Raw genomic sequence first — 20098 nt, forward strand, 5'->3', positions numbered from 1 at the left:
TGTTTGATATTAGTAGCCTACCCCCAGCAAAAAACAAAAGATTGAATATTTTCGCCATCCCTCCCCACCAATCTTGTCTATGCTGTTAAAACACTCTCCACAACAAGGAATTAGCTAATGCGCAACCTGACATTGATGTTTTTTAGCCTGATTTTGCTAACATCGCCAGTACGTGGCGATGTTCTTACTCTTACATCTCTTGAGTGGCCTCCCTATGCAGGGCGAAACTTAGACGCTCAAGGAGCCTCCGTTGCTGTTGTGAAAGCCGCTGTAGAAGCGATGGGGCACGAGCTAAACGTCGAATTCTACCCTTGGGAAAGAGCGGTCCATCTCGCGAAGAATCAAGCAAAATATGCTGGCTACTTCCCAGAATACTACTTCGACGCCTCTGACCTAATATTTTCGAACCCCATAGGGACCGGTCCCTTAGGCTTTGTTGAGAATAAAGCCAATCCCATCTCATGGAGCAGTTTACAAGACTTAAAATCCGTTAAAATCGGGGTGGTGCGTGGGTACGTGAACACCGAGGAACTCGACAGCATGATTGCGAGCGGTGCTCTTCAATCTGAAGCGGTCACCAGTGATAACCAAAACCTGAAAAAAGTCTCAGGGCAGCGCATCCCTCTCGCCGTTATAGATAGCAATGTTCTTAACTACTTACTGACGAGTGACAAGAGCCTCCAAGCAGCACAAGACAAGTTGCAAATGAACTCAAAGTTACTTGAAGAGAAGGAACTGTTCATTGCATTTGGTAATGATGAAACAGGTCAAAAGTGGAAATCAATCGTTGATGAGGGGCTGAAAAAAATCGACAGCAAGCAAATTATGTCGGACTACTTTAAAAAATAGTCCTTGTCTTACGGATGCAAATGGGAGAAAAACTCCCATTTGCAGTTATATACCGACCAGATTCATAGATAACGATAACTGATCTCATGCCATCGCTTATCGCCTATTTTTTCAGCCACGGCCTTAACAAATTCTGCAGATAAACTTCCATCAGTTTCAAATTTCAATTGAGTCATCAAGTTATCTAGACTTGAGCCTGCCCCATTCAAAGCTGAATCCAATTCATACCAAAACGCAGAGCCTTTAAAGTAAAACAACGGATAATATTGCCCTGCTCCTTGTTCATTGTAGAGGCGGTTTGCTTTAATCAGCCCTGTTGTAGAAAAAGGAAATTTTTTAGCAAAACTACCCCAGAAACGAGTCGGTTCTTCAGCAGCATAATCCGTAGCTTGCAGCGATTTTATCGCGTAGTACTCAGCCAAACTTTCCGCTGCCCAAGTTGGTCTGCTAGCTGAGTCTAAAACATGCACTGACTCATGCGCTGCAATCTTGAGTAACATCTTTAGTGAAGCTGGGGTGAGTTTTCCTTTCTCTAGCCAGGCATTAATCAAGATCATATTTTCACCAGCAGCTCCACTTATACTCCCTGACGAGCTGTCCTTTTTGAAAAACGCCATTTGCCAGTCTTGTCGCTGTGAGTTCGAGAATACGCTATTCAAGTAATTGAGTGACGATTTTAATACTGGCTTCCATTGCTCTACCTGCTGCATTACTTGAGGAGCATCGCTGAAAACGGTGACTTGTTTGTCGTTGATGTTTAATTCTGTACTTTCCATTCCCCAAACAACAAACAAGGGTGGCTCAGATAAGTCAGGCATCGACTGACAGCTATGAACAGGAGTACAAACGCGAATGTCGTTACTCCCTTTGAAACGCGGCAGGGAATTCCACTCACTAACGAAATACCAACCATCATTGATGCTCCTGCTATCAATTTGTTGCGAGGTATCCATACCTTGCTCAGATGTGTGCTCCATTCGCAACGACCATTGAACCTGTTGGCATTCCTTAGGGTTCAACTGCTCTAAAGCTGTGACCCGCCCCAAACCAGATTGGCATGATACCGACGGCTGAGCCATGGTAGTTAAAGTGCGAGCAGGTATCATCTCTACTTGCTCTAAATTACTCGTGTCTACAGTGACGATGACAATATCAGCATCATCAGGATCGACAGATAACTGATAAGTCAAAGACGGGTTAGCAAACACCTCAGTTGACAAAAACACAGTTATAACGAGAAAAGCATGTTTCAAATTGAACATAAACGTATGGAGTTGAAAAGTTTGCTAGATAGGACATCGACTACATAAATAAAGTTCGACCAACGAAGTGAAAACTGAGTATTTACATAGCTGATTTTCTCTCATTGAACCCCAACATTAACGTCGAAATGGAGCTCAGTAACGAGCTCGTTGACCCACACCTTACTGACGCAGACATGATGGTACGGATCGGCAATCTTGAAAACTCTACTCTGGTCGCACGTTACCTCGGAGATTATCAACTCATCTTCTGTGCTGCACCTAGCTACCTTAGTGCTCACGGCCCCATCCATTCAATCTCTCAACTTAACCAGCATCAATGCCTTGGCTTCAGTTACAGTGAAGGCAGCGCCAACCTAACCACACAACTGTCTAGGAGCGCGTTCTTACGCGGACAGACTCGACTAGCCTCGAACAATGGCGAAGTATTGCGCAGTGCTGCGCTATCCGGTGTAGGTGTTATGCTGCAACCTGCGATATTAGTCGCTGATGATCTAGCGAGTGGCAGACTGGTAGAAATACTCAAGCAGGATGCACCAGGGCCAAAATCCATACACTTGCTTTACAAGAATAAACACCTGTCGCTAAAGAACCGAACATTTGCTGATTTCATCCTCAAAAACTGCCGGCATAGTCAATTGAGATAAAGCCTAACAGGCTGTTATGATGTGGAAAATTTAAAAAGGGCAACGTGTATGACTGTTGAGAAATTTGAACATATCTATCAGAGAGCGGCACAACGAAAAGGTGGTGAAGAGCAACTGGAAGCCCTACTCTCTACTCCGCTGAGTAAAGACGAGATCGCTGCTATAGCCAACGATCGCTGGCTATCGGCATTCAGTATGAAGGTATTCCAAAGCGGGATCTCATGGAGCGTGGTTCGTAATAAATGGCCTAACTTTGAAGAAGTTTTCTTCGGTTTTAAAATTGAGCCGCTACTGATGTTGTCTGAAGAGCAATGGGATAACAAAGCAGCAGATAAACGTATCATTCGACACCATGCCAAAGTGAAATCCATTTATGCTAATGCGCAAATGATTCATGAAGCGTCACTTGAGCATGGTTCTTTCGGGCAAATGGTCGCAGAGTGGCCCACCGAGACTATCACGGAATTATGGCTTTTTTTGAAGAACAAAGGTCATCGACTTGGAGGAAATACTGGTCCTTATAGTCTTCGCCAAATGGGCGTCGATACCTTTATTTTGTCCGGTGACGTTGAAGCTTATCTAAGAAACTGCAAAATCATCGAAGGTGGTAAAGACACTAAACGTTCTTTAGAGGCAGCAAATAAAGCCTTCGCTGAATGGCAACAACAAAGTGGACGCAGCCTGACTCAGATTAGCCAGACGATTGCGTTGAGCACCGGAGACAATCGTGTTTAGCCTAAACTAGGTTCTTCAGCACTTTTTCACATAACTGTTTCAACGTAATCAGTTCATCGAGTTCAAGGTCGATTTTACAGCGCATAGCGTTAGGGACTGACTTGGCGGTTTCTTTCAGTGCTTGACCTGATTTGGTTAGGTTAAGCACTCTCACTCTCTCATCGTCCTGACTTCTTCCCCTTATAACAAACCCTTTTGCTTCTAACCTTTTCAGTAATGGTGTCAACGTGCCTGAATCAAGGTACAGCCTTGTACCTAAGTCTTTTACGCTAGCCCCGTCTTTCTCCCATAGCAGCATCATCACTAAATACTGTGAGTAGGTGAGCTCCAACTTATCAAGAATGGGACGATACGCGCGGATTACGGCATTAGCAGCACTGTAAAGTGGGAAGCAAAGCTGATTATCGAGAAGCAACTTCTCTTCATCTGTTATTTTGTCTACGTTTTGGCATTCTCTCATTCGACGCTCACAGAAATATTTAAATTGCGCACAATATAGTTGCATTCCAGACAACTTTCGATCTAATATTGCAAGCAATTAAATTGTGCGCAATACAAATAAAAGGAAAGATAACATGACAACTCTATACAAAACTTCCGCTAAAGCACTGGCAGGTCGTAACGGCCAAGTTAAAACAGACGATGGTTTACTTGATCTAGAACTGACTTATCCGAAAGAAATGGGCGGTAGTGGTGCAGCGACTAACCCAGAACAACTTTTTGCCGCGGGTTATTCTGCCTGTTTCTCTAATGCCATTTTGCATGTTGCTCGTGAAGCGAAAGTGGCCCTTAGCCAAGCACCTGTCACGGCAGAGGTAGGAATTGGTCCAAATGACAATGGTGGATTTGCACTTACTGTAAGCCTAGCTGCAGAAGTGGACTTACCACAAGAACAAGCTTTGGAGCTCACACGCGTTGCCCATCAGGTATGTCCGTACTCAAACGCGGTCCGTGGAAATGTGGATGTTCAGGTCAGTGTAAATGGTGAGTCAATCTAACCTCAAGATCAAAGATGAAACGCCGACATAAAAGCCGGCATTTCATCTTTGGTATATTAAGCAAACGCCACTCGTAGCTTTTTCGCCGCCGAAACCATGTTAGCCAGTGACGCTTCGGTTTCTGCCCAGTTTCGTGTCTTCAAACCGCAATCTGGATTCACCCACAAACGGTTTGCCGGTATCTTATCAGCGGCCTTGTACAACAGGCCTTCAATCCACTCTTCAGTTGGGATATTTGGAGAGTGAATGTCGTAAACACCAGGGCCAATTTCATTAGGATAGTCAAACTCCTCAAACGCTTTTAGTAACTCCATATTTGAGCGAGAAGTTTCTATCGTAATCACATCCGCATCTAATGCAGCCACGGAATCAATAATCTCATTAAACTCTGAATAGCACATATGTGTATGGATTTGTATCTCGGGCTTGGCACTGGCTGCAGCGATCTTGAATGCCGCTACCGCCCACTCTAAATATTCGGCATGATCACGTTTTTTAAGTGGCAAGCCTTCTCGAATAGCCGGCTCATCAATCTGGATAATATTGATACCTGCCTTTTGCAGATCAGACACTTCATCACGCAATGCTAGCGCCAATTGATTGGTTATTTCTTTGCGACTGATATCCTCACGAGGGAACGTCCAACAAAGAATTGTCACTGGTCCTGTCAACATCCCTTTCATTTGCTTAGAAGTGAGTGACTGGGCATATGTCGACCATTCAACAGTAATGGGGTTTTCGCGCTCGATATCCGCAACGACTATCGCTGGTTTAACGCATCGTGAGCCGTAGCTCTGTACCCAGCCAAATTTGGTGGTTTGAAACCCTGCTAAGTTCTCGGCAAAATATTCCACCATGTCGTTACGTTCGGCCTCACCATGCACCAGTACATCAAGGTCCAGTGCTTCCTGGCGTTTTACAGCATCTTCGATGTGACCTTTCAAGGCTGTCAAATAGTCTGATTCCGATAACTGGCCGCTACGGTAAGCACTACGCTGAACTCGTATTTCATTCGTTTGTGGAAAAGAACCAATCGTCGTTGTGGGGAACAATGGCAAACCTAATACCGCATTTTGATACAGAGCGCGCTCCTCGTAAGGTACACTGCGATCAGACCAAGCTTTTGTTATCTGATTAAGCCGCTGCTGAACTTGAGGCTTGTTGACGTGGGCGGCATTCTTACGAGCCTGAATTGAAGCACTGTATGTATCGCACGCTAAAATAGCCTTATGATCACCATCCAAGGCTCTGCCTAATAAAGCCACTTCGGCCACTTTTTGCTTTGCAAAAGCAAACCAACTGCGTACTTCTTCGGTCAACTCAGGTTCAAGATCCAGATCCACAGGGCTATGAAGCAATGAACACGAGCTCGCAACCCATAACCTATCGCCCAGCCGCTTTTTCACAGGCTGAAGTCGTGCAAGCTGCGCGCTTAGATCCGCCCGCCAAACATTGCGCCCATTAATAACGCCTGCCGAAAACACCCACTCTTTCGGTAATCGAGAAATGACTTCACTTAACTGTTCTGGGGCTTCTGACAGGTCAACATGCAAACCATCGATCTCTAATTCGATAATCTTGTCCAATGTGTCTTCCACTGAATCAAAGTAGGTCGTTAGCAGTATTTTTACCTCGCCACGAATGACCTGATAAGCAAGCTTGAATGCATCAAGCCAAGGTGCCTCCAATTCTAGTGATAGAATAGGTTCGTCGATCTGCACCCACTCAACCCCTTGGCCTGCTAATTTGGCTAGAATGTTTTGATAAACGGTAAGAAGACGTGGTAACAGCGTCAAGCGATCAAACCCTTGTTCCACTTCTTTACCAAGGTAGAGGTAGCTCAACGGACCTAACAGAACGGGTTTCACATTTTGTCCCGCTTTGATAGCCTCATTAACTTCCTCGAACAGTTGAGGCCAGCTAACTTCAAAGCTATCATCCCGACTAAACTCAGGTACGATGTAATGATAATTGGTGTTAAACCATTTGGTCATATCCGACGCCGCAGATCCGCTACAGCTACAATTTGCCTGAGACTGACCACGTCCAACTTTGAACAAGGTATCCAAATCAGGCTCCCCTTCTCGGTGACGTTTAGGCACATGTCCTAGTAATAAGGTCGTGGTCAGAACATGGTCATACCATGCAAAATCACCTGCGGTAACAAAGCTCAGTTCGGCCTCAGATTGTACTTGCCAATTTTTCTTTCGAAGCTGGGCCCCCACTGCTTTGAGCTCAGCTTGGTTAATTTCTCCTCGCCAATATTTCTCCAGTGCAAATTTCAATTCACGCTTTTCGCCGATTCTTGGGTAACCTAGGATATGAGTCGTCGTCGCCATATTTCTAATCCTTCTTGATTATTAAAGCAATTAGGCCTGTACTGCCTAAACAACAGTAAGGCGTCTAGATGGCTAAACTATCTCGATTAAGACATGAATGAACAACCTCCAATTATTCAAGCTGTTTATTAGAAAACTTCATGTCCGCGACAGCGAATTAGCTCAACTAACGAATTCAATCATTAACATCTTTTTAGACGTCTAGATGTTTACACACCTATAAAACACAGGTAAGTTAGTTATATTCATCATCAGCGAGCAAGATTGAAGGGATTTCATGATTGAGATTAAGCATCTGAAAACATTAGCCACATTGCGGGACACTGGCTCTTTGACTGCCACTGCAACAACGCTACACCTGACTCAGTCAGCCCTGTCTCATCAAATAAAAGATCTGGAAGCTCGTATTGGTGGTCAGCTTTTTCTGCGTAAGACTCGTCCTGTGAGATTTACCTCTGAAGGCGAAATCCTTCTTAGCTTGGCAGATGAAGTGCTACCACGCATTGCCAGAGCGGAAAATGAATTAGCCAGTTTGAAAGAGGACGTTAACGGACGTTTGCATATGGCTATCGAATGCCACTCCTGTTTTCAGTGGCTAATGCCTGCGCTAAGAGAATATCAAGTGGCTTGGCCAAGTGTGACTCTGGATTTCTCATCTGGATTTGGTTTTGAGCCTCTACCAGCGCTGATGAATGGCGAGTTGGACTTGGTGATCACCTCTGATATTCAACCAAGATCAGAAGTCCATTATGAGCCTCTCTTTGATTTTGAAATGCGCTTAGTTACTGCAACCACCCACCCACTGGCATCAAAAACCTCTATTGAACCGGAAGATTTAGCCAATGAGACCATGTTGTCCTACCCAGTTCAAAAGAACCGACTTGACGTGGTAAAACACTTTCTACAGCCCGCAGGCATTGAGCCCGCCAAATGGAAACAAGCAGACAACACGCTGATGCTAGTACAAATGGTGTCTGCCGGTTTAGGAGTAGCCGCTTTACCTAACTGGGCAATAAGCGAGTTCTCCCGTCAAGGCTTGATTACCAGTCTCTCTTTTGGCGGTGGGTTGTGGCGACGTCTGTTCGCTGCAACACGAAATTCAGACAAAGACAAACGCTACCTTCAAGCCTTTTTTAATACTGCCAGACAACAATCAAAAAGCCATTTAGAAGGGATAAAAACGGTATAAAAAAGGAGGCATCAGCCTCCTGTTTCATTCTATCTATCGTAAGATTTAAACTGATTGGTGAGCGGATCATATTGATAACCCAATATATCCAATTTCCCCACCACTGTTTCGACATCCATTTCATACATGGTCACGAGTTCTTCAAAGCTATCACACTCGAGTCTCAGCTTTTCATTAACAATGCCAAGTAAAATCGCACTGTCTAACCGACCTACATGAGTCATATCCATAACCACGCTCCTGTGTTGACCATCTATATCAAGCGTAGCGTCAAATCTTCAAATTAACAGTGAGCGATTTCTCTTCTAAAGAACAAACAAGCCTTGATTGAACGTTATTGTCGAGATTAGAGTTAATAATGCAATCGCCAACTGAGCCTTATGTACCGTCTTTGACATAATGATATGCCAACACCAGATAAGAACTGAAGTAATGAGCAGTGCAAACCCAATCAATAGTGGCTGAGTAGCTTGAGCAAGAACAGCTTCATCTAGGCCAAAGGCTTTAAGCAAAATCGCTAAACTCATCAGCATTGCTGAGAGCACACCAGTCACCGGCAGAATACGGTGAAAAGCTTGTAAACGCGTTCTCGCTACGGTGAGGAGCAAGTGAGCAAACAGCGCACCTAAAAGTATGATTTGAATAAATACACTCAGACTAGCCGCAAGATCAGATTGCTCTCCAATACCAATGGCAACATAGGCAAGTGCCAAACCATTAGCAAGGTACATAACCCACATTGGCCCTTGTACTCGCGTTTTTTTGGTTTGAACTTGAGAGTAGAAGTATGCAATGGCAAACACAATCATCATGGCTTCAATTTTCAATGAAGCAACAGCCAGCCACATAATTGCGAGTACAGGAAGGACCTTATGAATACGGCCTCGCTGACCCGGGCAGATATCACCCTTGACCAAAATGAGCGTCAAAATGAATTGAGCACCTAAAAGCATAGGAGCAAACACTGCTAACAATTGCTGAACCATGATGTCTGATATCGCTATAATTTCTGATGGGTGCGGATAATAACAGACTTGCTAAGGCCAATTCCACCAGCGATTCTTACTTGCTCGTTAGCAAAATGGTTGAGCAGATCCTGATTCGTGACCACACCTAAATACTGGCCGGTTTCATTGATAACCAGCCAAGGCGGCTTGATACCACTTTTAATCAGTTCAGGCATTTCAGACATTTTTATCAGGTATGAAGCCCGGTGGATGTCACGCCTCATCACTTGGTTAAGCTTTCTTTTCAAAGCAACCACATCTTTAGGTGTTTCTAGCTTTGTCCCAAGAGTATTCGAAAGATGATGGTTCAATTCTTCTCGACCAATGACACCGACACAAATAGTGCCATCAACAATGGGGATGACCTCAAGATTGTATTGCTGAGAAGTAAATAAGCGCCTCGCATCCTCTAAAGTATCTTTAGGTTCTAAGGTTGGTATATGAGTTTGTGTGATACTAAGAATGCCAACCTGCCTCATACTGGAAGCCCGAGTGAGGAAGTCTTCCAGTTTCTCACAATAGTTCCAAGCACTTTCAAGCTGCTCAAGAGGTAGCGGTTTAGAGAAGAAGTAACCTTGAATATAATCCACTCCAACACCACAAATGACTTCCAGTTCTTGTCGGGTTTCGACCCCTTCTGCCACAACTTTGACATTCAACGTGTGCGCCAATTCAGTAATCATCTTGACGATATGATACTTGTGAGTCCCGACTCTTAAACCCGAGACAAAGTCCCTATCAATCTTTAATAGATCAAAATTACAATCGCTAAGATAACTAAAAGAGCTATAACCCGTCCCAAAGTCATCAATGGCGACGCTGACTCCTCTTCTCCGTATATTTCTAATTAGAGAGGATTGCTCTGACTCGCTATCAAAGTAAGCACTTTCCGTTAACTCAATCGTCACTAGTTCAGGGGTTTTAGCGTACTGGTGCACCAAAGCATCAGCGCTCTGAAGCACTTCATCGACCTCCAACTTGGTATTAAGTGAGCGGTTGATGGTCATCCCTAATTTTTCGCCGTACCGTTCTTGAATCACGGACAAGTCTTCAAGCGCTTTCCTTCCCACACACCAATCCAAATCCGATACCAGATCTAAGTCTTCCGCAACCGTCACCATTTCTTGCGTATTGAGCATTGTCCCATTGGGTGCTTTAAAGCGGCTTAACGCTTCAAACTTGACAATATCCCATGTTTTAACATCAACGATGGGTTGATAGTAAACTTCAACAGCATTCGATTTAATCAGCTTAACCGCCCACTCTTCTAGTTCCTTACGACGCAGGACCTCACGATGAATCGCACCATGGTAAAAAGTGATAAGGCCTCGAGCATCACTTTGTTGCTCAAGCATGGCTTGCACGGCATGCGGCACCAACAGTTTGGGGTTATGCGCATCATGACCAAGTACTGAGACCCCAACTTTGCCGTGAACTATAGCTAAGTGTACCTCTTTGCCTGCCTTTTGGTTAAGTGACGCAAAGAAGCGTCGAATGGTTTGATGAATAATCCGAACTTGAGAAGGGCCTGGTCGTTTTTCACATTCTAAGCAGGCGACGAAATGATTATTCCCGATATAGCCGACTTGCTGCGCGTTGCGATTTCTCGCTAAGTGCTCGGACAAAACAGATTTAAGCTCAAAGTCATCCTCACGGTTGAACTTAGGCACAAACGCGACAACCATGCTGATGTGCTCCGCCGCTTCGTCCATCCATCGGCTCGCCACTGCTTGCGTAAACTGCTGCTCAGTGGGCAGCTGAGTCAATAGTTCAATACCTCCATGCTCAACATCCGCAACTCGGTAAAGATTCTTCGATAGGTCCAAGTACCAACCCACATAAAACATACTCTCGCCGAGAGCTAACTTCTGAACGGTTAGGTCTTGCGGAATCGTATTACCTGATTTGGTTTTAATAAGAATGACACCAGACCAAAAGCCTTTCCGCTTCACCTCTTCCCATAAATTTTGATAATAGTCTTTGCTGTGCTTACCTGAGTCCAGTGTATCTAGGCTCCTCCCCGCCAGATCATGATGCAAATAGCCCGTGTGTTCTTGAAAGTAGCGATTACAGGCAATCACGCTTTTTTCCGAATTGGCGAGCACAACACCATGATGAGGGTTATCAAAAAGCTGCTCAAATAATTGGCTAACCAAATCACTGGTTTTATCAAAACTGATTAGAGGCGTAAGGTGCCCGAGTACTCGACCTTGTTTATCACCGCTAAATGAAAACTCTACGTAGCTGACTTTACCTTGTGCCAGATTCAGGCAACAACAGAATCGCCTTTTCTGAGTGGACTTATGTGCCTCTTCAAAATGATGAACTAACGTAGATTGGTCTTGGTAACTCAAACAAGAAAGTAGAAAGTTGTTGGTTAGACGAGGCAAATCAGACTGAAACAGTTGTACACATTTATCACGATCTATTGAAAAATGGTGTGACTCTGCTTCCCACTGCCATTCAATAGAATTTAGCTCGCTCTTACTTTTGATGTTCGACGCAATCGAACCATGAGAACGGAGATCTCCTAACATCAAGACTCACCCAAAAGAATTATATTATTCGGTATCACTTATAAACTTAGGTGAACTCGGCGGTATTGATAGAATTATTTTTTAATTATCTTACCCAATAAATACTGCATAACTCTTTCATGTTCGATGATACCTTTGAATCGTGATTCATCATCAACCAGCACCCAGGGCAGCGGTGCTCTTGCCATTAAGTCTTCCAATTCCACTAATGATGTATGCCAAGACAGTAGTGATTCCGGTGCAGACATTATACGGTGAGCAGACTTATGCCACATCGTGTGCTCTTTACTGGTCTCATGATCTGTTCCCATATTCGGCGTCAAATGCAAATTCATTGCAGCTCTGCTAATAATGCCCACGCAATGATGGGATTCAATAACAGGCAAAACATTGATCGTTTCCGTTTTAAAATAAGTGTAAATAAGGGACAGAGGTTCGCCCGGGTCAAGATGTGGTAACTGAGGTGTTATCAACTCTAATAACGTACCGGTTTTAGCATTTGACATACTTTGAGTTGACGGTAAAACACAGTAATGACTCACCGATCGTAGATCTTTTATTGGCAATGGCTTCGAGAAGAAATAACCCTGAATGCAATCGACGCCTAAATTACGTAATGTTGTATACTCACTTTCGGTTTCAACACCTTCAGCCACCACTTTTAGCCTGAGTTTTTGGGCTAACTGAATGATGGTATTCACGACATGATATTGCCGACTGCCAAAGCAAATATCTTGAACAAAGCTTCGATCAATTTTCAATACATCAAAATAGTTTCGATTAAGATAATCGAAAGACGCGCACCCAGTACCAAAATCGTCAACCGCGATGGAGACGCCTGCTTTTCGAATCGCTGCCAGTAACTGCTCTTGATAACTGTCGCCACCAAAATACGCACTTTCGGTGAACTCAATCGTCAGCATGTTTGGTTTAATGCCGCTTTCATCGATGAGCTGGGCACAGTGACGAAGGATTTCGACAATGTCTTGTTTAGAATTGAATGAACGATTAACAGACAGCCCAATGTCCTCGCCAAACAATTGCTGCAGTTCCGGCAATGCCGACATAGCTTTTCGATTGACAACATCATCCAATCGGACAATTAGATCAAGATCTTCAACGACATTGATCAACTCCTGCGTTGAGGCGCTGGCAGTGTCACTTTCAGGAAAGCGACACAAGGCCTCAAATTTATCAATTCTTCCTTTTTTGATGTCCACAATCGGTTGGTAAAAAACATCTATTGTCTCTTCCAATATGGCTTGTTCAACCCAGCTCTCCAGCTGTTTCTTACGCTCCACTTGTTCGTGAAGTTCACGGTCATAAAACCTCACTCTTTTATTTTCGCCTGAGTGCAACTCCAGCAAAGCTTGCAATGCGTGCGAGAGTAATCGCTTGGGTGATTTCGCATCAGAATGCAACACAGAGACGCCGGTGAGGCCAAATCTAAGTGCTTGTGCAACGGGCGCTTGAACATGCTTAAAACTGTGGAAAAAAGCTTTAATTAACTTTCGGATAGAGCGGATACTCTCACTCCCCTGCTTCATACTCGCTTTTAGCGTAACGGCAAACCGGCTATCACCAACATAACTAGCAGACGAGACTAGAGAATTTTCAGCAATATAACTGGCAAATTGACGCTTGACTTCCTGCTCATTCTCCAAGGGAAATTGTGGTTGTAATGCCAACATGATCAACAAATCTTCACATTGGCTGTCAGCGTAGTCTTGCTCGAGTTGCTCTAAAAAGCGTTCACGCGATGGCAGTTGCGTCAGTAAATCTACACCGCCAGTTTCTCTGCCATCAATCCGCTGAAGCTGATTCGATAAGTCTGCACACAACCCCAGTAAATACGACTCGCCGTTCCCAGGTTCAATCTTGTGAATTGTCAGTTCTTGAGGCAGTACAGAATCATCAGCCTTTCTTGTCAGCATAGGACCACTCCAATGCCCATGTTGTTCTATGCTTTGCCAAAGCTCACGGTAATAATCATCACTGAGTTTCCCTGCATTCAAAATATTCGTTTTTAGACCAAGGATATCCTCAAGCCTATGGCCCGTTATACGCTCGAAATGACGATTGCAAGCTAGAATTCGAGTCTCTGAGTCCGTTACGACCACACCATGATGCCTATTCTCAAACACAGAATAGAAAATATCGGCTGCCACCATCCGTGATGAAATGACCAAACAAGGTGCAACAACCCCTTTCAGTAAAAACTCACTTTCAGCTTTGATAATGAACTCTACATAAGTAAAGAGGCTATTGGGCGTCAGTAGACAACAGGGAAAGGAATGGGCTTTGTTGGAGGTTAATGCGGTTTTAAACATGGTGCGAGCCATACGGCGTTGAGCGGTAGGCAATAGCTTAAGTAGTTCCTTAGCCGAAATGGTGAGCTTGTCACAACCGAATAATTGCTTCATCGCTTCTGGCTCACAGCTAAATTCCTGAGTCACAAGGTCCAACTGCCAAGCGTACGTTTTGTACTTTCGCTGGCGAGTAGGCGCGACCATCTCCTTCACAGCGGTACCAGAATCAACCTCATACATAAGCGCCCACCTCAAGTTTAGTGCTCATCACTACTCTATAATACTAGTCCCATATGGCACCGTAATCTGTTATATAGCCAACACATCTAATAACAATATGATGCATAACTAACCGAGAGAACTTAAACATGCAAAACCTAGGGATATGTTGAGGTAGATACTCCGCTCGCAAGCCGCTATAATTCGCGCTCCCTGGAACAGAGAACAAAATATGTACAGCAATATCACCCCTATTCACGAGCACAAAAAATACTGGGCAGAATGCTTCGGTAATGCCCCTTTCCTACCGACAAGTCGTAAGGAAATGGATGCCCTAGGATGGGACAGCTGTGACATTATTATCGTAACTGGCGATGCTTACGTTGATCACCCCAGCTTTGGCATGGCGATCATTGGCCGCTTGCTTGAAGCCCAGGGATTTCGAGTCGGCATTATTGCGCAGCCTGAATGGCAAAACAAAGATGCCTTTACTCAGCTGGGTAGGCCAAACCTGTTCTTTGGTATTACTGCAGGTAACATGGACTCAATGATCAACCGATACACCGCTGATCGTAAACTACGCCATGACGATGCTTATACCCCTAATAATGAAGGGGGGAAACGTCCAGACCGTGCAACGCTGGTTTATTCTCAGCGTTGTAGAGAAGCCTACAAAGGGGTGCCGATTGTTCTCGGAGGAATCGAAGCCAGTTTGCGCCGTTTGGCCCACTACGATTATTGGTCAGACAAAGTTCGCCGCTCCATTCTGTTTGATGCAAAAGCGGATATATTGCTGTTTGGTAATGCTGAACGTGCACTAGTTGAAGTTGCTCACCGACTGGCTGATGGCAAAGAGATTGGTAATATGACCAACATTCGCGGCACGGTAGTGAGCCTCCCAGCAGCGCCGGAAGGCTATAAGATCATTGACTCTTCACGTATTGAAAAACCGCGTAAAGAAGCCTTCATCCCACCAAACCCATATGCGGTAGAAGAACAGTGTGACACCAAAGCAAAAACTGAAGAGCCTGAAGCGAAGCCTATCGCTATTCGCCCTTCTCGTCACGATGCAGCAACCACGGCAGTGCGCATTCCACACTTTGAAAAGCTGAATAATGACCGAATTCTCTATGCTCACGCCAGCCGTATTATGCACCTTGAAACCAACCCTTACTCGGGGCGTGCATTGATTCAGCGTCATGGTGATCGTGAACTTTGGGTTAACCAAGCTCCGATTCCTCTTTCAACGGAAGAAATGGATTACGTTTTCGGCCTGCCTTACGCCCGTGTACCGCACCCGAAATATGGTAAAGCAAAGATCCCTGCCTACGACATGATCAAAACCTCCGTGAACATCATGCGTGGCTGTTTTGGTGGCTGTTCTTTCTGTTCTATTACTGAGCACGAAGGTCGTATCATCCAAAACCGTTCTCAAGAGTCGATCATAAACGAGCTTGAAGAGATTCGAGATAAGGTTCCGGGGTTTACTGGCACCATTTCCGATCTTGGTGGTCCAACTGCAAACATGTATCGACTCGGCTGTAGCGATCCGAAAGCTGAAGCAAACTGTCGCCGTCCATCGTGTGTTTTCCCGGGGATCTGTAACAAGCTGAATACCGACCACAAGCACACTATCGATCTGTATCGCGCAGCACGTAAAGTGGAAGGTGTAAAAAAAGTAATGATAGCTTCTGGCGTTCGTTACGATTTGGCAATCGAATCACCAGAATACGTTAAAGAACTGGTTACACACCATGTTGGTGGTTACTTGAAGATAGCGCCTGAGCACACAGAAAAAGGTCCGCTTGATCTAATGATGAAGCCGGGCATGGGCACTTACGATCGTTTCAAAGAAATGTTCGAAAAGTACAGTGCTGAAGCAGGTAAGAAGCAGTACCTGATCCCTTACTTTATCTCTGCACATCCGGGTACCGAAGATGAAGACATGCTGAACTTAGCTCTGTGGCTGAAGAAAAACGACTTCGAGTGCGATCAAGTACAAAATTTCTACCCATCACCTATGTGTAATGCCACCTCTATGTATTACTCAGAAACGAACCCGCTTAAGCGAGTGAAATACAAACAGCGTGAGGAAGTCCCGGTTGCGAAAGGTGAGCGTCAACGCCGATTACATAAAGCACTACTGCGCTACCATGATCCCGCCAACTGGCCTTTAATCCGCGAGGCATTGATCAGCATGGGCAAAAAACACCTGATAGGCGACAAACCAAGCTGTCTAGTCCCAGCAGAAGATAATGATTCATTAACGCCCGCGCAGCGAAGAAAATCAGGTCGACATGGCTCGAATCGATTCGCAACAAAACACACCAAGAGCCAGCCAGGTTTTGAAAAGATGAACGGTTCTGGTCAGAAGAAGCCAAACAATAGCCGCAACTCAGGCAACGGTGGTAAACCAACAGGCGGTCGAAATGGTAAGCCGGGCAGTCAAGTTAACAGTAAGCCGCCAGCGGGCGGAAAACCTTCGGCAGCTCGCAAACCTAAGCGTCGATAAGCAAACCTAAGCGTCGATAAGCAAACCTAAGCGTCGATAAGCAAACCTAAACGTCGATAAGCAAACCACTTTAACACATTTTAAAATCGCAGCTTAGGCTGCGATTTTTTATGACACCCAATCAGCATCATGCCGATAATTATCACCGAATTTGTCAATTATTTTTGCACCTTAAGTCATAAGCTCCATACTTAGTTCATTGGAATCTAACTCCCGATGGAGAGATATAGATGAATGTTCGTCTGTCCCATGCCCTCTACATGGGCTTTTCAATTATCATCATTACGACCCTAATATTAGCTTTCGTCGTCTGGTCTCTAGTCAATAAATCCGCCACTATTTCAGAAGATATAGAATCAGATGATGTTCCCGGTGTACTTGCGTATTTCAACGTCTTGGATGAAATAGGTGATCTTCAAACCAACGCTCTGGAATATCTTAATGGAGATGCTGGTCAGCGTAACGCATTTGAAGTGAATGCCAGCGAGTTTCAGCAGCACTACTCTCGACTCCGCTCTTTAGAATCAGCGAAAGCATCTGACGTCAAAAAAATGGACCGTATCATAGGACTGGCTAACCAATACATAGATCAAGTGAAGCAAGGTGTTTTCACCAAATACAACCCCGCCGACGAGCAACAAGCCATTCAAAAAATAAACCAATTAACCAAAAATGTAGGGGCTCCACTGGAAGATTTACTCAATCAATTGGCTGAAAAACGCTTTACCGAAGCCTACAGTAGTACCGACCTTCACCGCTCTCTCAATCAAGATTTGCCGAGTATTCGCTATTACCTTGAGCTCGTTGACGAAGCAGGCGATATGATTGCAACTCTCAATGTTTATATCATGGGTGATCCGACTGCTCGTGAGACATTTAATGATGATGCTGGCTCCTTTGCTGGCTATCTTGATAAGCTCCGTCCTTTGGAACCAGACCCACAAGCTTCAAGCCAAATCGACGATGTCGAACAATATTACTACGACATTATTCGTACCGCTCAGGAAGTATTTGAAGGCTATGATCCATCAGGAAAAATGTCTGCAAATCAATTGGTAAGGGAACTAAAACAATCCATTATCCTACCACTCGAAAAAGTACTTAACACCTCAGCCACTGAAGAAACCAGTGACTCTATACAAGCTCTCGCAGAATTGAATGACAACATGTCGACAATTATCTTCTGGCTAACCGTCAATGTCATTGTGGTATTAGTCGCCGGCATTGTTGTCGCTTGGGGGCTTTCGAATATCATACGTCAGAGACTGGATGTGATTGCCGCCAAAGCGAAATCTATTGCCGATGGCGATTTGTCAGAACCACCCATCAACGAAACCAACAAGGATGAACTGGGCGAACTCGCTCGTGCTATTGATGCTATGCAGCAATCTCTCAGACGTGTGCTTTCCAACATCACCAATGTCGCCTCCGAAGTGGCCAGTAACACTCAGATGGTAGATGACACAAGCAAACTGGTTGCTTCAGGTATTAAAGAGCAAGCAGACAAAGCGACATTAATCGCCAGTGCCGTTGAAGAAATGACGGTGACAGTTAATCAAGTTGCCGATCAAAGTAGCGATGCGGCTGAAAGTTCTAGGCAAGCGGGAGAAGAAGCCACCAGTGGCGGAAAACTAATGCAAGAAACCGTTCATGGTATGAACCGTATTTCGGAAGTCGTGAATGAAACTGCGGAGACGGTCGATAGTCTAGGCAAGCGTGGAGAAGAGATTGGCAATGTGATCCAAGTGATCAACGATATTGCTGAACAAACCAATTTGCTGGCACTAAACGCTGCGATAGAGGCAGCTCGTGCCGGTGAGTTAGGCCGGGGGTTCGCCGTCGTCGCTGATGAGGTCCGAGGGCTCGCGGAAAGAACCTCGAAAGCAACCGAAGAAGTAGGTGGTTTGATTTCTTCCATTCAGAATGAGACCCGCCAGGCAGTCTCTAGAATGAGTGAAGGCACTCAACTGGTCGCAGAGGGAGTCACTTTATCGAACTCTGCGGGTGATGCTCTGACACAAATTGTTTCGAGAGCCCAAGATGTCAATCAAATGATCGATATGATTGCCACAGCAGGTAATGAACAAGCCACCGCTGCGCAAGAGATATCACGTGATATCAACGCCATTAGCCAAATTGCAGGTAATTCCGTTCGGACGACTCAAGATGGTGAGCAGGCCGTTAGTCAGCTGTATAGAAAAGTCGAAGAATTAGAGCAAGTCGTGGCGAGATTCCGGCTTTAAGCCATAAAAAAGGCTTAGCCATTGTGGCTAAGCCTTTGTCAATTTATGAGTTAAGCGTTCTCTGCTTCAAACTCTTTCATAAACTCAACCAGCGCTTTAACCCCTTCAACGGGCATCGCGTTATAAATCGAAGCACGCATACCTCCCACTGCACGGTGGCCTTTCAACGAAACAAGTCCTTTTTCCGCGGCCAGCTCTAAGAACACGCTGTCTAACTCTGGTTTTGCTAACTGAAAAGGTACATTCATTCGGGAGCGGTTCTGAGCATGGACATCGTTTTTATAAAAATCCGAACTATCAATGTAATTATACAAGATCGCAGCTTTCTCACGGTTAACCTGCTCCATCGCTGCGACACCACCCTGTTCTTTCAGCCATTTGAACACCAAGCCTGACAGATACCATGCGAAAGTTGGGGGCGTATTAAACATTGAATCTTTTTCAGCTAAAATTTTATAACTGATAAAACTCGGTAAAAGATCGTGGGCAAGATCGAGTAAGTCATCGCGAACTATGGCAATACAAATCCCTGCCGAACCAATGTTCTTTTGCGCACCGGCATAAATAACACCATATTGAGAAACATCGATTTCTCGTGACAATATGTTAGATGACATATCCGCAACGATAGGTTTGTCGGTCTTTGGCAAATCTGAGATTTCAATACCATCGATCGTCTCGTTTGGACAAAAGTGCACATAAGCTGATTGAGGGTCAATTTGCCATTCAATAGGGTCTGTAACCGTTAGTTTGCCATCTTTTGTCGTTTTGGCATTAAAAACATCAACTTCGCAGTATTTTTCTGCTTCTTTGATCGCACTTTCCGCCCAGTAACCTGCATTGATATACGTCGCTTTCTTAGCGCTCCCTAAAAGGTTCAGAGGAACCGCTGCAAACTGAGCACGAGCCCCACCTTGACAGAATAAGACTTTATAGTTGTCTGGGACATTCAGTAGGTCGCGTAGATCTTGCTCTGCTTCTTCTGCTACCTTAATGAATTCTTTACTTCTATGACTAATTTCCATCACAGAGGTGCCAAGTCCATTCCATTCAACGAATTCAGCTTGTGCTTTTTCCATTACAGCTCTAGGTAGACCAGCAGGCCCAGCACTAAAGTTATAAACATTGTCCATTTCGAGGTTCCTTGCTCATACTTCAATAAGAAATTAACAGGATTAATAGCATGTTTTTCCACGTATAAAAAGCAAGAAAAGGAGCCTTTCAGGCCTTTGTTTAAGTAGAAGTGCAGAAA

At 44.7% G+C, this 20098-nt stretch carries 15 protein-coding genes; 7 read left to right on the forward strand and 8 right to left on the reverse strand.

Annotated elements, in window-relative coordinates; genetic code table 11:
• The first annotated feature begins 117 nt into the window (after positions 1-117).
• Complete coding sequence (locus L1D31_RS08445; protein WP_239836643.1) at positions 118-849, forward strand: ABC transporter substrate-binding protein; 732 nt, start codon at positions 118-120, stop codon at positions 847-849.
• A 62-nt stretch (positions 850-911) separates the two neighbouring features.
• Here the strand turns inward: L1D31_RS08445 and L1D31_RS08450 are convergent, their stop codons facing one another.
• Positions 912-2075: a hypothetical protein gene (locus L1D31_RS08450; RefSeq protein ID WP_239836644.1), complete on the reverse strand. Its 1164-nt coding sequence runs from the start codon at positions 2073-2075 to the stop codon at positions 912-914.
• A 122-nt stretch (positions 2076-2197) separates the two neighbouring features.
• Between L1D31_RS08450 and L1D31_RS08455 the strand changes: the two genes are divergently transcribed.
• Together L1D31_RS08455 and L1D31_RS08460 are read left to right on the forward strand one after the other, a co-directional pair.
• Positions 2198-2758, forward strand: coding sequence for a LysR substrate-binding domain-containing protein (locus tag L1D31_RS08455; protein WP_345772835.1), 561 nt, complete (start codon positions 2198-2200; stop codon positions 2756-2758).
• A gap of 48 nt (positions 2759-2806) precedes the next feature.
• A complete protein-coding gene (locus tag L1D31_RS08460) occupies positions 2807-3493 on the forward strand; it encodes a DNA-3-methyladenine glycosylase I (RefSeq protein WP_239836646.1) in 687 nt (228 codons plus the stop codon).
• Between the two features lies 1 nt (position 3494).
• Here L1D31_RS08460 and L1D31_RS08465 read toward each other — a convergent pair whose 3' ends face one another.
• Positions 3495-3953 carry a MarR family transcriptional regulator gene (locus tag L1D31_RS08465; RefSeq protein ID WP_239836647.1) on the reverse strand — a complete coding sequence of 153 codons (459 nt, stop codon included), beginning with the start codon at positions 3951-3953 and terminating at the stop codon, positions 3495-3497.
• Between the two features lie 115 nt (positions 3954-4068).
• Here L1D31_RS08465 and L1D31_RS08470 point away from each other — a divergent pair, with 115 nt between their 5' ends.
• A complete protein-coding gene (locus L1D31_RS08470) occupies positions 4069-4491 on the forward strand; it encodes an organic hydroperoxide resistance protein (RefSeq protein WP_239836648.1) in 423 nt (140 codons plus the stop codon).
• A 56-nt stretch (positions 4492-4547) separates the two neighbouring features.
• Here L1D31_RS08470 and metE read toward each other — a convergent pair whose 3' ends face one another.
• The gene (gene metE, locus L1D31_RS08475; protein WP_239836649.1) at positions 4548-6830 is read right to left on the reverse strand and encodes a 5-methyltetrahydropteroyltriglutamate--homocysteine S-methyltransferase; all 2283 of its coding nucleotides are present in this window, start codon (positions 6828-6830) and stop codon (positions 4548-4550) included.
• 277 nt (positions 6831-7107) lie between these two features.
• On the opposite strand from metE, the gene metR reads away from it, so the two are divergent.
• Entirely contained in the window at positions 7108-8019 is a 912-nt protein-coding gene (gene metR / locus L1D31_RS08480; RefSeq protein WP_239836650.1) for an HTH-type transcriptional regulator MetR, read from the forward strand.
• 29 nt (positions 8020-8048) lie between these two features.
• Here metR and L1D31_RS08485 read toward each other — a convergent pair whose 3' ends face one another.
• The 4 genes from L1D31_RS08485 to L1D31_RS08500 all read right to left on the reverse strand — a co-directional run bounded on the left by L1D31_RS08485 (position 8049) and on the right by L1D31_RS08500 (position 14112).
• Positions 8049-8249 carry a DUF4250 domain-containing protein gene (locus tag L1D31_RS08485; RefSeq protein ID WP_239836651.1) on the reverse strand — a complete coding sequence of 67 codons (201 nt, stop codon included), beginning with the start codon at positions 8247-8249 and terminating at the stop codon, positions 8049-8051.
• Positions 8250-8324: 75 nt separating this feature from the next.
• The gene (locus L1D31_RS08490; RefSeq protein WP_239836652.1) at positions 8325-9005 is read right to left on the reverse strand and encodes a hypothetical protein; all 681 of its coding nucleotides are present in this window, start codon (positions 9003-9005) and stop codon (positions 8325-8327) included.
• Positions 9006-9019: 14 nt separating this feature from the next.
• Positions 9020-11563 (reverse strand): EAL domain-containing protein, encoded by a 2544-nt coding sequence (locus L1D31_RS08495; RefSeq protein WP_239836653.1) that lies wholly within the window; start codon positions 11561-11563, stop codon positions 9020-9022.
• A gap of 74 nt (positions 11564-11637) precedes the next feature.
• Positions 11638-14112 (reverse strand): EAL domain-containing protein, encoded by a 2475-nt coding sequence (locus tag L1D31_RS08500; protein ID WP_239836654.1) that lies wholly within the window; start codon positions 14110-14112, stop codon positions 11638-11640.
• 211 nt (positions 14113-14323) lie between these two features.
• On the opposite strand from L1D31_RS08500, the gene L1D31_RS08505 reads away from it, so the two are divergent.
• Positions 14324-16603, forward strand: coding sequence for a YgiQ family radical SAM protein (locus L1D31_RS08505; protein WP_239836655.1), 2280 nt, complete (start codon positions 14324-14326; stop codon positions 16601-16603).
• A 230-nt stretch (positions 16604-16833) separates the two neighbouring features.
• Positions 16834-18846, forward strand: coding sequence for a methyl-accepting chemotaxis protein (locus L1D31_RS08510; protein ID WP_239836656.1), 2013 nt, complete (start codon positions 16834-16836; stop codon positions 18844-18846).
• A 50-nt stretch (positions 18847-18896) separates the two neighbouring features.
• Here L1D31_RS08510 and serC read toward each other — a convergent pair whose 3' ends face one another.
• Positions 18897-19979 carry a 3-phosphoserine/phosphohydroxythreonine transaminase gene (gene serC / locus L1D31_RS08515; RefSeq protein WP_239836657.1) on the reverse strand — a complete coding sequence of 361 codons (1083 nt, stop codon included), beginning with the start codon at positions 19977-19979 and terminating at the stop codon, positions 18897-18899.
• Positions 19980-20098 lie beyond the last annotated feature (119 nt).

Origin of the sequence: Vibrio sp. Isolate23, from assembly GCF_022398095.1 — a bacterium.
Lineage (GTDB): Bacteria > Pseudomonadota > Gammaproteobacteria > Enterobacterales > Vibrionaceae > Vibrio > Vibrio coralliilyticus_A.